Genomic DNA, 13,198 nt, shown 5'->3' with positions numbered 1-13,198 from the left:
TGATATTTACTATCCTTCACTCACTACTGTTCCTCATCCTTTTCTAAATCTCGCCAGAACAGCTTGACAAACTCCTCAGCCGCAACAGGCTCAATTTCCTCTAGTGCCTTGCGAATTTTCACTACTGTATCGCCTGGTGGATCTGCAACCTCATTCACCCACCCAAAAACACTAGAACGATTGACTCCCATAACTACAGCCAATCGATTTTGGGTGATGCCATAAATTTCTAGTACCCGTTTGAGGGCTTTTCCTGCTTTTCCCATACCTCCGATTTTGTCAGAGGCTTATAACCAAGTAAATGTTTGTAATTACGAACAAGATGGTAAACTAGTTATGTTTGTAACTACAAACATAATTTTAGTAACAATTGAGGTCAACTCAAATGAACAAAAACTCTTTATCTTCCATGCAACCAGATTCAGACAGAGAACCTGTTAGTTTCCTTGTCATTGGTTCGCGCCAGACTGTCACCAATACCATTCACACACTCTATAGAATGGGTTTTGCACAGATTAGCGAGTGGAGTCCACTTTTAGCTGCTTCTGAACCAGGCAAAGTGATGAAAATTTTAACCCGAAGCGTTCCAACAGACTAATAATTGTATCTATAATTGTGTTGCGATCGCCTTTGGGTACGCCTACGCCAGCAAGATAGATCATTAAAGTAAGTAGGGTATTATACTCTACTTACTATTGATATTTATCTCAATAATTGGTATATAACCTAAAATAGGTTATGATGACAAAAGTCTAGTATTACTTCCAAGGTAGGTATCGTAATGAAGACTAATAGAGAGAATCTACCCTTAGACCAGATTCTCTTAGAAGATAGTTTACAACTGCTCAGTAATCTGCCAGATGAATGTGTTGACTTAATTGTATCCTCTCCACCCTATAATCTAGGCAAAGAATACGAATCAAGACAGGCTCTTCAGATTTATTTGGCAGAACAAACAGCCGTGCTGCTTGAATGTAGCCGAATTCTCAAAAATACAGGTTCGCTATTTTGGCAAGTTGGTGCTTTTTCTGACCGAGGAATGCTGATTCCTTTGGATATTCGCTTTTTTCCGATTTTAGAGTTATGCAGATTAATTCCTCGCAACCGAATTATATGGGCTAGGCAACATGGTCTTCATGCCCAAAAAAAGTTTTCTTGTAGACATGAAACTATTCTTTGGTTTACTAAATCGGATAACTATAAATTCAATCTAGATGCTATTAGAGTTCCGCAAAAGTATCAAAATAAGAAACATTATCAAGGAAATCGGAAGGGTGAACTTTCGTGTAATCCAGAAGGTAAAAATCCTGGTGATATTTGGCTATTTCGGAATGTGAAACACAATCATGAAGAACAAACTATACATCCCTGCCAATTTCCAGAAGACTTGGTAGCTAGAATTATCTTAGCTACAACCAACAAAAATGATGTTGTTTTAGATCCATTTATGGGATCTGGGACTGCGGCAGTGGTTGCTAGAGATCATGAACGCCATTTTATCGGGTCAGAAATTGAACCAAAATATCATCAAGTTGCGTTGCGTCGTCTCAGTGGCAATCCAGATAAAAATGGTTGTTTTCCAAATTTAAAAACATTGCGCGATTACGTTGAAAAAACTGGTCAATCTATTGATAAATTCAATTTTGATCTGCAAGTAGGAAATAAAGCTTCAGAACGCAGCAAAGCAAAAATTTATCCAGAAGAGTATCACTTGCAAGAAATGGAAGATAGATTAATCTATGAAGAATCTGCTTTTGCAGCTAATCTAAGAGGTGAAGAAATTCCAGTAGATCCAAAGCTTAATGGCAATGGTCAAAAGACCTCTTTGCAAAATTCAATAGTAAAGCAAGTAGAAGAAGTAGAACAAATTGAATTGAGATTATGGAGTTAATATATTAATTATTACAATAAGCGAAGCAGACAACGACTACGGGCTGAACGCCCAGCAATGATTTGGCATTCACGACTAACTCTAGTATTCACAGTTCTAGAATATCTTTTAAATAAATACTCAGTCCAGATAATGGGCACTATTGTATTTTGTTGTTCAAATAACCCAACCAGTCTGATTGGTATATCAAAAACTTTGTTTGTAGCCAAAGCTGTTAACTGATTAACAGCTTGCTCGTAATAAAGAGTGCTATTGGAAGCAGGAAACATCAGAGCCTTTGTCACCATAATTACCAAATTAGTCGGGTATCCAACAAATTCAGTTTTAGCTTTGAAGAACAATTCTGAGCGCAAAGTATTATTGAGTAAGAAGGGATAGTTAGAAAATTGAATTTCAATAATGATGCCAGTTTTAGCAAAATCAACGTCTGTACCTAAAAATCTATAAGGTGCTGGAATAGGTATATTTGATTGCCAACCATCATGAATAAAGGCAGCTTTAATGTATTCGTTCGTACCTACTGGATCGAATATTGCATTACCCTGAATTCCAGCTTGATCTGAAGCCTTGATGTGCAAAGGCATTCTAGTGAGAATAGTACTAATCTCATGCCATTCGTTCTGGTATTGGCTATTAATGATTGTATCTGCTGCGTTAAAGTCAACATATTGAATAATAATTGTTACGTCTCCTTTTGGGATTTCAGCAGTTCTTTGATAAAAGCCAGCGGATCTATTTCAAGGACTTCGGCAACTTGTAAAAATTCAATCAAGTCAAGCCGACGCTCTCCACGTTCATACTTTGATACATAGGATTGCGGAAGCTCTAGCTTTGCTGACAACTCTGCTTGAGTAAGCTTGGCAGCTTTGCGGGCCTCGATAAGTAGCTGGCGAAACCGATTGTACTCTTCGCTGAAAACTGATTTAGGCACTTTAGCTTGCCTTTTTTCTGGCGATGGTTTATTCGATCTCCATGAGAGTTAGTATATATTGCTGAACTCTGTTAAATTCTAAAACCTAATATGGGATAAACCCAAAATAGGTTTTTGCTGAAGGGAATTTAGGCTCAGGCCCCAAAGATGTTTCTTCCAAAACGGGATGCTCCCTGATAATCAAAGATAAATCTTTACTTTTTTCACAAGTTCCTCAAATTGTTTTGCTGTATATATAAATATGGGGCGAAAACCTTTAAGAAATTTAAAATTCCAAAGTTGCTAAACATAGTTGAGGGTTTGGTCATTTTTGACAATCCAGCATCTGGAAACCCGAAACCGTAAAGACTAATTACTAATGAAATCGGAGGTCTATATGATATTTAAAAAGATTCTAGTTGCATTAGATCGCTCAGAAATAGGGCAACAAGTTTTTGAGAAGGCGTTGGGTTTAGCAAAGTTAACACAAGCTAGTTTAATGTTACTGCATGTCTTATCTCCCGAAGAAGACGGTAGTCCTTACGGGCATATGCTGTCTAATTTAGACTATTATCCGGGATTGAGCAGTCAAAACTTTGAGTTATACCAAAAGCAGTGGGATACCTTTAAAGATCAAGGAATCCAGATGCTGCAATCTTTCTCTACCGAAGCTAGCACAGCAGGTGTAACTACGGAATTTACACAAAATATTGGTAATCCTGGTCGCATCATCTGTGATTTAGCCCATAGTTATGGTGCTGACCTAATTGTCATGGGGCGTCGGGGTCGTTCTGGGCTGATGGAACTATTTCTCGGTAGTGTGAGTAACTACGTTCTTCACCATGCTGCTTGTTCAGTGCATGTTGTGCATCTTTCAGCTACTCCGATAACAGATGAAATTATAAAAAAAACTTCAAGCAACTTTCAGGGTTAACTAACTACTAACATTGTATAAATCTTAGCGAACCAAATTCTGAATTTGGTTTATTCTCGCCTACCTACTTACCTGAATCGATGACCTCTGTAGAGTCAATCTCCACAAACGATCCTTAACAGTACGGTATTAGGCTAAAATTAAGCGTAGGCGTAGCCCGTCGTAGACATCGCTTTTTCAGTGAGAAAGAAAAAGTCCGCTACCCAAAATTAGAGTTGAGAGCGAAAAGCGGATCTATGAAAGAAGATACTATCGAGATCACTGGTTTTCATGCTCATGTTTACTTCGATACCGCGAGTCGCGATGTAGCTGCGCGTGTACGTGAAGGATTGGGCGCTAGGTTTGATGTGCAACTCGGACGCTGGTTTGACAAGCCTATTGGGCCTCACCCAAAAGGAATGTATCAAGTTGCTTTCTTACCGAATCAGTTTGATAAAGTCGTTCCTTGGTTAATGCTCAATCGTGAAGGATTGAATATTCTCGTCCACCCTGACACAGGCGATGCTGTAGCAGACCACGCGGTTCATTCCCTATGGTTAGGAGAAAAGCTAGATTTGAATATTAAGTTTCTTCAACAGCTTAGTTCGACTTTATCCAATTAAGGGAAGTAGCCTAATTTATGGGGTAACAGTTCTGGTCTAGGGCAGAAAACTTTTTCTCTTGTGACTAATTATGTGAAATTGAGAAAGTTCAATATCTTGATAAATAAAGGTTTCAGCCTATGCGTAGACGCTTTTAGCGGCTTGCCGCAAGTATCACAAGAATCGAATTGAAACATCTGGTTTACTTTAACATTTACTCAACCAGTACTTGCTTGAGTAAAGCTATCCACATATCACATGGCTCAGAGTAGTAATCAATTTCTTCAACTTGATATTGATAAGATTCATAGTCTTGTCGTAAAACAATGCGATCGCGGGGTTTGATGCCTTTCCCGACTCCACTCATGTACCCGATCATTCCTTCATTGAGGCGCTCAAATACGTAGTCGCTTCCCCAAACTTGTTGGCTGTAATCGTGTATTCTATTCTTCTTTTTTAATTCGTTTGCTGGAAAGCTAACTAGGGTTAACTTACTTAAAAAACTAAAACTTAAGTTCATACTTGTCCTGAGCAAAGACATAAGTGAGTTTTCCCAAAGAAGAAATCTATAACGAAGAGTTCTGGACTCTAAGTGAATCTCAATTCCTTTCAATCACCAATCCAGAATCGAACAGGTGGACAATCTAGTACAGCGGGCGCGTAAATCTACCTACTATTTCAATTAACAAGACTTGGGGCTTAACAAGGGATTTTGCCCCAAGTCTTGTAGGCAAACTGACGCCACAGTGTACTAGTTAGGAATCAACCGCATTGACATCTGGTAAAGCCAATGAATCACCCAATGTCTAATTAAATGTCTACACCTATAATCAGCAGTTCTTTGATAAAGTACTTATAAAACAATTTTAAAAGAGGATTAACTAATTTAAAATTAACTTTTATTAAATATTAATTTTAATTTATTACTCTTTAATTTTTTCCAAATGATAGATTTTGCCCAATCAATCTTTGAGGTTCTTGAAAATGTCGCATATATCAGATAAAAATTAACTATTGATAATACTATTGATTACTTGATTCACTTTAATTATGAGCATCATGCCAATCATATTATCCTGTAAAATATCAGAGGTGTATAGCACCTATTTGTTGACTAACTACTTAAATTTACAGTACCATAAACCGCAGCTTCAACTGTAAAATCACCGAATTATTGGACAAAATAGGGTAAGATATGAGTATTTTTTACTGAACTAGATAATATTCAATTTCTAAACCTTTTATGTTTTTATAATGTCGTGTAGGTATATTTTTTAAGATAAATACGATCTAGTCCCTACTTGTGGTTTTTCTGGCTACATCTATCTGCTTCAGTAGTACTTCTAGGGTGGAGGAGTTATCTAAAACGACATCTGCATGAGCCACTTTTTCTTCGATAGATAATTGGCTGTTGATCCTGGCTCGTGCCTGTTCTCTATTTAAATGATTTCGTTGTATCAATCTTTGTAGTTGTTGCTCTTGGGAACAACACACTACCCAGATTTCTGTAACCAAATCAGTCATCCCAGCTTCAAATAATAGAGGCACTACTAACACCAGTGTTTGTGAGGAAGATTGGGCAATTGCTTTGAGGAAGCGATCGCGCACATCTGGATGAATCAAATTATCTACCCAATTGCGTTCATCTTGACGATTAAAGATAATTTCGCCTAGCTTTTGGCGGTTGAGGCTGCCATCTGGTAGTAAAATTTGTTCGCCGTAACGTTGAGCGATCGCACCAAGAATAGGCGAACCTAAAGATACTGCCTCTCTAGCATAAATATCTGCATCCAAAATCGGCAGGTTATAAACGTTAGCTAAATAATTGGTGACAGTGGTTTTGCCTGTGGCAATACCTCCGGTTAAGCCGATTATACGTTTAGACATTAGTCATTTAATACTAAGAATTTGTCGCCCATGTTATCATTGCTTGGGTTAAACCATCTAAAGTATATTCTTCAGCTTCTATATCCACGCGTCCGAATAAAACATGACAAGTTTTAGAGGTTTGCGGGCCGATAGAGGCAATAGAAACTCCTTCTAAAAATTGACTAGTATCAGAGTTGCTGGAAAATATGTTGTTAGTAAGTTGACAGAAAAATTGTACAGTTTTAGAACTGGCAAAGGTAATCACATCTACCTTGCGGTTTTGGAGAGCTAACTCTGCTTCAGGTGGAATCCCACTAGGACAACAAGATTGATATGCGGCAACTTCTATCACCTTTGCTCCCTTAAGAGTTAATTCCTTAACCAAGACTTCTCTTCCGCCGCTTTCAACTCTGGGAAATAAAACCTTTTTACCATCCAGTTTCTCTGGGAAATTTTCCACTAAAGAATCGGCAATAAAGTTGGGGGGAATAAAATCTGGTTGGAGAGAGTGTTGTTTGAGACTATGGGCTGTTTTCTCGCCAACAACGGCAATTTTGACGCCTGCTAAGGCACGGGTATCTTTACCTTGGGCGATTAGCCTTGCAAAAAAGTAGTCTATGCCATTGGTAGAAGTGAGAATTAACCAGTCGAAGTCAGATAAATGAGCGATCGCATCATCCAAAGCTTCCCAACTGGAGGGCGGGCCGATTTCTAAGGTAGGCATTTCGATCACTGTTGCACCTGATGCAATCAGGCGATCGCTAAATTGGCTCGACTGTCCTACTGAACGTGTCACCAGAATTGTTTTGCCAGTCAGGGGAAGAGGAGATGAGGGGGGGAAGTTACTTAACATAGGTTGGGGTGTGGGAGTACTCTCGTTCCCAGGCAGAAGCTGGGAATGCGTTTCTCCAGGCTCCTGCCTAATAATTTCGTCTAAATATATATTCTCAGGTTGTAAGTACTTGCGTAGCCCAACAACTTCGCCAATAACAATTACTGCCGGGGAAAGGGATAATTCGGTGGTTTGTTCCAGAATATTACCCAGTTGCGCCGTCCAAATTTGTTGACGAGGAGTTCCTGCCCAACGGATGATGGCGATGGGTGTTAAGTGCGATCGCCCATGTCGCACCAGTTGATGGACAATCTCTGGCAGATGTTGCCCTCCCATCAAAATTACCAGTGTCTCTAAGCGTGAGAGTGCCTCCCAGTCTAAAACCTCTGGTTCATGAGCTGTAAGCACTGCAAAAGTGCGACTCAACACCGGATCTGTAAGGGGAATTCCTGCTAACAAAGGTGCTGCAAGGGCTGAGGAAATTCCTGGTACTAGTTCAAAATTACAACCAGATGCTTTCAAGGCTTCAATTTCGGAAGTGCAACGCCCAAAAATCAACGGATCGCCTGATTTGAGCCGGACAACTTGTTTTCCTTGCTGGCAATGAATTACCAGTAACTTGTTAATCTGTGCTTGGGTTGTACTGGGTTTACCACCGCGTTTGCCGACATCCAACTTCAAGCAATCAGGTGGTACGCACTGCAATAATTGAGCATCTACTAAGGCATCGTAGACTAAAACCTGAGCAGCAGCTAAGAGATTGTAAGCTTTTACCGTCAGGTATGCCACATCCCCAGGCCCAGCACCTACGAGGTAAACTTTGCCCCTTTCTTGAGTCATAGTCATTTGTCATTTGTCATTTGTCATTGGGCATTAGGCATTGGCCAAATAGGGCATGGGGGCAGAAGAGATATGTTTTAGAATACAACTTGGTGTGACGGCATAGTTTAATGAATCTTTGATACTCATTAATCAGGCTTAGAACTCTGTTAACAGTAAACCAAAAAGTTTTTTCTCAACGGCGATGCCTATCAAGAACTTCGCACTGTGCTTGAGTCTCAAACCCTTAAATACTGATTAGACAGTCAAGGATCGCTAATAGGTTTTTTGTTATCCGATTAAGTTCGCGTTTAATATATCGCAAACTTTACCCGGATTTTTACATCCCGTGAAAAGTTAGAGGTTCGACTTGTCGAACCTCTGCGTCCAGATACCATATCTCATTTCAATAGTCCTTTCGGATCACGGTTATTAGGTTCAAAATGTTTCAGTGTTCATGGCTTTTCCTCTCCAAAGAAGGAAATAATTTGCTCTACCAGATAGTCAGGGTGCTCTTCAGGGATGTAGTGACCACGCGATCATTCTTTCACAGCGATCGCTCACGAGCAAGCTAAAATTGATTGGCAGGATTAGCGCAAGTCAATGCTGTTAACGCTGGGTTGAATCAACCAGGTATGAGGAATTAAGACGATGCAGTTGCTGTTTTTAGTATTTGCGTTGCTTGCAGGGATGCTGCTGCCCACTCAAGCTGGAATTAATGCTCAATTAGCTAAACAGTTTGGACATCCACTACTTGCAGCGACAGTATCCTTTTCATTTGGAACAGTGGCATTGTTACTGTTTACTGTCATGTCACATCTCTCATTACCTGCATTGGGACGATTAATTCAGATTCCCTGGTATTTATGGTTAGGAGGACTCCTTGGTGTGATATATTTAACCGCAACAATCGTCTTGGCTCCCTTATTGGGTGCTGCCACCATGATTGGACTAATCATACTGGGACAAATGCTGGCGGCAATCACTTTGGATCATTTTGGTTTAGTTGGTTTTCCTGTACACCCACTGAGTCTCTGGCGAGTTGTTGGAGTAATTTTGTTAATCACTGGTGTGGTCTTTGTGCAACGAACTTAAGGTGGTCGTCAACCAGTAATCTTTAAGTAATGCCTACATCGATAGCTATGGATAATGCCCTTTATTCAATTCGTTCGGGTATTAATTTTTTGGATTAGCTGATCAACTTGCTCAACCATTTCCTTGTTTTCCTCAGCTTGGAATAACTCTTTGGCTTTTTTGAGATTAACGATCGCTTCTTCTAGCTGTTGTTCCCTTCCCAAAGTGATTCCCAAATTATAGTAAGTGTATGCATCGTTGGGTACCAGGCTAATGGCTTTTTTGTAATGTGCGATCGCTTCTTCTGATTTCCCTTGATCGTCCATCGCATTTGCCAAACCCGTGTGAGCCTGTGCATGTTTCGGATCAAGGCGAATCGCTTCGGTATAGTCGGCGATTGCCTCTGTTAGCTTGCCTTGGGCGTAAAAAGCACTTGCTAAATTATAGTGAGCGTCTACATAGTTGGGATCGAAGCTAATGGCTTGTTTATACTGGGCGATCGCTTCTTCTAGGTTGCCTTGAGCGTACAGAGTATTTCCCAAGGCATTATAACCTGCTGGATTTTTTGGATCGAGGCGGATGGCTGCTGTATATTCGGCAACTGCTTCTGCTGGCTTTCCTTGAGCGTAGAGAGCATTTCCTAAGTTATAGTGAGCGTCTGCATAGTTGGGATCAAGACTGAGGGCTTTCTTATATTGGGCGATCGCAGCTTCTAACTGATTCAGTTTTGCTAAAGTCAAACCCAAATTAAAGTAGGCTCCAGAGTCTTTAGGATCGAAGCTGATAACTTTATTGTATTGTGCGATCGCTTGTTGTGGTTTACCTTGATCGTTAAGAGTATTTGCCAAAGCAATATAAGCTTGTGCAAAGTTGGGTTCTTGTTCAATTGCTTTGCGAAAAGCCGCTTCTGCTCCTTTTAAATCTCCTTGCTTGTAGAGATTGGTTCCTTGCTCAAAGTTAGCAACTGCGTTTTTTTTCTGAGGAACTGCTGTTTGATTTGAGCCGCTAATTTTTGATAAAACAACGCCAACATCTTTACCAAAGGCAGTATTAGCATTGTTCAAACACAAGCAGATAATAGCTACTGTTAGTATATTCTTGCTTTTCAGCATTTTTGTTACTTTAATTACTGAGTTTACAAGTAACTGGAACTGAATATAATTTCCTATTTTTACATACTTTATTCAACTATTTAGATATAGCAAAAACTTTTTTTCTTAATTTTTATATTAATATTATATAATTTAAAGATTTCAGGACTTACGCAAAATCATGATAAAACGAACCGCAATCGCGCAGCGTCTCGCAGAGAAGAACGCAAAGGACACAAAGGAATAAGAGTTTCAGAGAGTTCTTGTGTAAGTCCTGGATTTTTAAAAGTAAAAAATTCAAAAATACTGTCCTTCATTATGCCAACTTGAGAAAGTCAGGGATTAGATGATGAATCACTATTTCAAATAACTCCTTATTCTTACCACAAATGAGCAATAAACACAATAATTTTTATTTATATAAAAATTATATAATCTTGAATTATAAATATTGTGTTGATTTTAGAACTAATGTTAAAATCCACTCGTAAAAGTTTCAGACGATTGATTAATAAACCTGCTAGACCTCATGAAGCTGAGACAGAATCTCAATTGTCTAATTACACATGTGGTTTTTTATACTTAACAACATTTTAGCTACAAGTTTAACACTCTTGTTTGGATTGCAGTAGTTAGTATAGATTTGGCAATAACTTGGGGAGTTGACGTATAAGGGCGTAAAAGTAGTCAATCTGAAGTTTGATCAATAGTTTGTTTTCACTCAACTTCAGATTGACTTGATTTAGTACTCATTTTATCTAACAGTTGAGTGATTTTTTTAGCCTTTTCCGGTTGACGTTGTTTTTGCAATAAATTTTTAGCTTGTAGCAGGTTCGTTTTGGCTTCCTCTTCTCGCTCTTGCTGCATGAGAATATTCGCCAGACGCAAGTAAGCATCAGGATTTTTCGGACTGCGGCGAATCACTTCTCGGAATAATTCTGTTGCTTCCTCTACTTGACCTTGCTGGTTTAAAACATCTCCCAAAAACAAGCGCACTACATCATTAGTAGAGTTGAGGGAAATCACTTTGCGAAATGCTGCTTCTGCACCTTGGTAATCTTTTACTTGAGTAAGATTGATTCCTTTTTGAAACAAGTCTGAGGTAATCAAAGTTTTCCAAGCGAAATAGCCAAGAATTGATAGACTGAGAACAACTACAAGAGCAGGGATAATAGAACTAGTGGGAAAGGTTTCTAACATTGTTTAAGCCAAAAGGCAGGCGAGAGGAAAAATTAGATATTCGATAAAAAATAGTTTCCAAATAAATTGATAAAATTGAGCGATCGCACTTTTATCTTGTAAGTCTACTGTCAAACTCCGCAACCACATCCAAACTAGCAGCGCTAAATGGGCAATTACCAGAAATATCGGGTTAACTGAGGCAACATGTAGCACACCAACTATAATTATCCCCAAATAGCAGACAGTTATCACCCAAAGAGCCAGATTAAACACAGCTTGCGAACCGAGTTCGATAGTGAAAGTAGAGATATTATAGAGGCGATCGCCTTCCATATCTGGAATATCTTTAAAGATAGCGATCGCAAAGGTAAACACCAAGATAAATAACGTCAGCACCCACACCACAGGCGGAATTCCTTGGCTTTGTTTCAGCGCCCAACTATAGTGCAAATACAATCCTAAATTAACAATCATGCCGCGCACCGAAAAAATACACAGCGCTGCCCAAAATGGAAACTGTTTCAAGCGAATTGGCGGTAAAGAATAAGCAGTACCAATGGTCAAACTAATTGCTACCATGCCCAATAAGAATGGCCCAGTTAGCCACGCCACAACTAGCGCCAAAATCCCAGTCAAAGCGACAATTAATTGCCCCGTCTGTTGAGAAAACTCACCTGATGCCAACGGTAAATGAGGCTTATTAATCTTGTCAATATCAACATCTTCTAATTGATTCAGCCCCACAATGTAGACATTGCCACACAGACAAGCAATCCACGCACCCAAAACCCGACTCAGTGGAATACCGGAAAATCCAGTCGAGGAAACAGCAATGGCTATTAAATACAAACCCAACACACTCAGACTTGTACCAATAATCGTGTGAGGGCGAGAGAATTTCCAGAAAGCGTATAACCAATGGAAATATGATTGAACGGGTTTGTCTGGCAAAGGGCTGTTTTGATAACTCTGGCTCATGAGTAGCTTAGATTCAGTATTCCGGCTTATTGTTAACCATTGTCACAGAATTTGGTCATTAACAAGAGCTAAAGGTCTAGACACACTGTATTTTCATCGGGGAGGGATGGCTACCGCCGTTGGTGCAGCCCACTTTAGCGCTCTTCCGAATAAAAAAATAATCAATCGTTTTGGTAAGCAGGGGGAGAATAAATCGGATAGTCGTATCGGATTACAGGAATTAAGTAATTTAATTTTTGTCAGTCCCCTACAAGAGAATCAATCTAGCTCATGAAAACACTCAATCTTGAAAAAATCTCACAACCAACCATCAAAAGACCTCTTCCCTACTCTCTATAACGCTACAATCTATCAGAAAAGCAAAGAAATACTTAAATCCAGAGCGCCTTCATGACCGCTGATTTGACATCTACAGCGATATTTAACTTTGTGACCGTGCTATCCGAGGCTGCGGCTGCGTATCGAGAACACAAAGGCACACGTCCTAATCCTGAAATATTAGTAAATGCGTTGCTACAAGCAGAAAAATCTGCCAAGCAGCAACGGTTAACTTATCCGTTTGAGTCTCTTTTAGGTAAATGGCAACTTTGCTTTGTCACTGGCACTAATAAAGTTAGAGAGCGCGGGGGAATTGTATTAGGCAAGGGTTTCTATGTACCCAAGTTTATAACAATCCATGTTTCCTTTAATACCACTTTGGAACAGGATTCAGGCAGAGGCGAAATTGTTAATCAGGTTGAATATGGCCCACTTTTATTGAAGCTTACAGGACCAGTGCAATATTTCAGTAAAAAAAATTTATTGGCGTTTAACTTTAACTACATGCTTATTAGTCTGTTTGGTCGTGTCGTTTACAACAGACCAATCCGTTTTGGTAAAATTAAAACAGAAGATTTCTACAACCTGCCCATAGCTAAACTACCCTTCTTCGGCTTCTTTTTACAGACGGAAGATTTCATTGCAGCTCGCGGTCGTGCAGGAGGATTGGCATTTTGGATTCGAGAAAGTTAAAAACATTGCAGAGAAAACCCCTACCA

Annotated in this window: 15 protein-coding genes; 6 read left to right on the top strand and 9 right to left on the bottom strand. The window is 39.5% G+C overall.

What is annotated here, in order from left to right; translation table 11 throughout:
- Positions 1-23: 23 nt before the first annotated feature.
- Complete coding sequence (locus tag V7K40_RS16730; RefSeq protein ID WP_334961501.1) at positions 24-266, bottom strand: helix-turn-helix transcriptional regulator; 243 nt, start codon at positions 264-266, stop codon at positions 24-26.
- 119 nt (positions 267-385) lie between these two features.
- Here V7K40_RS16730 and V7K40_RS16725 point away from each other — a divergent pair, with 119 nt between their 5' ends.
- On the top strand, positions 386-598 hold the full coding sequence (locus V7K40_RS16725; protein WP_334961499.1) for a hypothetical protein: 213 nt from the start codon (positions 386-388) through the stop codon (positions 596-598).
- A 183-nt stretch (positions 599-781) separates the two neighbouring features.
- A complete protein-coding gene (locus tag V7K40_RS16720) occupies positions 782-1,891 on the top strand; it encodes a DNA methyltransferase (RefSeq protein ID WP_334961497.1) in 1,110 nt (369 codons plus the stop codon).
- Between the two features lie 11 nt (positions 1,892-1,902).
- On the opposite strand, the gene V7K40_RS16715 is transcribed toward V7K40_RS16720, so the two are convergent.
- Entirely contained in the window at positions 1,903-2,529 is a 627-nt protein-coding gene (locus V7K40_RS16715) for a BglII/BstYI family type II restriction endonuclease (protein WP_334961537.1), read from the bottom strand.
- A 44-nt stretch (positions 2,530-2,573) separates the two neighbouring features.
- The gene (locus V7K40_RS16710; RefSeq protein WP_334961495.1) at positions 2,574-2,822 is read right to left on the bottom strand and encodes a helix-turn-helix transcriptional regulator; all 249 of its coding nucleotides are present in this window, start codon (positions 2,820-2,822) and stop codon (positions 2,574-2,576) included.
- Between the two features lie 379 nt (positions 2,823-3,201).
- On the opposite strand from V7K40_RS16710, the gene V7K40_RS16705 reads away from it, so the two are divergent.
- Positions 3,202-3,735 (top strand): universal stress protein, encoded by a 534-nt coding sequence (locus tag V7K40_RS16705; RefSeq protein ID WP_334961535.1) that lies wholly within the window; start codon positions 3,202-3,204, stop codon positions 3,733-3,735.
- Positions 3,736-3,971: 236 nt separating this feature from the next.
- On the top strand, positions 3,972-4,337 hold the full coding sequence (locus V7K40_RS16700) for a DOPA 4,5-dioxygenase family protein (protein WP_334961493.1): 366 nt from the start codon (positions 3,972-3,974) through the stop codon (positions 4,335-4,337).
- A gap of 193 nt (positions 4,338-4,530) precedes the next feature.
- Here the strand turns inward: V7K40_RS16700 and V7K40_RS16695 are convergent, their stop codons facing one another.
- From V7K40_RS16695 to cobA, 3 genes are all read right to left on the bottom strand, one after another.
- Complete coding sequence (locus V7K40_RS16695; RefSeq protein WP_334961491.1) at positions 4,531-4,836, bottom strand: hypothetical protein; 306 nt, start codon at positions 4,834-4,836, stop codon at positions 4,531-4,533.
- Between the two features lie 770 nt (positions 4,837-5,606).
- Positions 5,607-6,203: a dephospho-CoA kinase gene (gene coaE / locus V7K40_RS16690; RefSeq protein ID WP_334961489.1), complete on the bottom strand. Its 597-nt coding sequence runs from the start codon at positions 6,201-6,203 to the stop codon at positions 5,607-5,609.
- Between the two features lie 13 nt (positions 6,204-6,216).
- Positions 6,217-7,857, bottom strand: a complete 1,641-nt coding sequence (gene cobA, locus V7K40_RS16685) for a uroporphyrinogen-III C-methyltransferase (RefSeq protein ID WP_334961487.1) — start codon at positions 7,855-7,857, stop codon at positions 6,217-6,219.
- Positions 7,858-8,487: 630 nt separating this feature from the next.
- Between cobA and V7K40_RS16680 the strand changes: the two genes are divergently transcribed.
- Entirely contained in the window at positions 8,488-8,931 is a 444-nt protein-coding gene (locus V7K40_RS16680; RefSeq protein ID WP_334961485.1) for a DMT family transporter, read from the top strand.
- Between the two features lie 65 nt (positions 8,932-8,996).
- Here the strand turns inward: V7K40_RS16680 and V7K40_RS16675 are convergent, their stop codons facing one another.
- The 3 genes from V7K40_RS16675 to V7K40_RS16665 form a co-directional block, all read right to left on the bottom strand.
- On the bottom strand, positions 8,997-10,022 hold the full coding sequence (locus V7K40_RS16675; RefSeq protein ID WP_334961483.1) for a tetratricopeptide repeat protein: 1,026 nt from the start codon (positions 10,020-10,022) through the stop codon (positions 8,997-8,999).
- 696 nt (positions 10,023-10,718) lie between these two features.
- The gene (locus V7K40_RS16670; protein WP_334961481.1) at positions 10,719-11,201 is read right to left on the bottom strand and encodes a tetratricopeptide repeat protein; all 483 of its coding nucleotides are present in this window, start codon (positions 11,199-11,201) and stop codon (positions 10,719-10,721) included.
- 3 nt (positions 11,202-11,204) lie between these two features.
- Complete coding sequence (locus V7K40_RS16665) at positions 11,205-12,161, bottom strand: homogentisate phytyltransferase (protein ID WP_334961479.1); 957 nt, start codon at positions 12,159-12,161, stop codon at positions 11,205-11,207.
- Positions 12,162-12,551: 390 nt separating this feature from the next.
- Between V7K40_RS16665 and V7K40_RS16660 the strand changes: the two genes are divergently transcribed.
- Positions 12,552-13,172, top strand: a complete 621-nt coding sequence (locus tag V7K40_RS16660) for a hypothetical protein (protein WP_334961477.1) — start codon at positions 12,552-12,554, stop codon at positions 13,170-13,172.
- The last annotated feature ends 26 nt before the right edge of the window (positions 13,173-13,198 follow it).

This window comes from Nostoc sp., from assembly GCF_036917195.1.
Taxonomy (GTDB): Bacteria; Cyanobacteriota; Cyanobacteriia; order Cyanobacteriales; family Nostocaceae; genus Nostoc.
The sequence above is the reverse complement of the archived record's forward strand: the minus strand, read 5'-3'. Positions and strand labels throughout refer to the sequence as shown.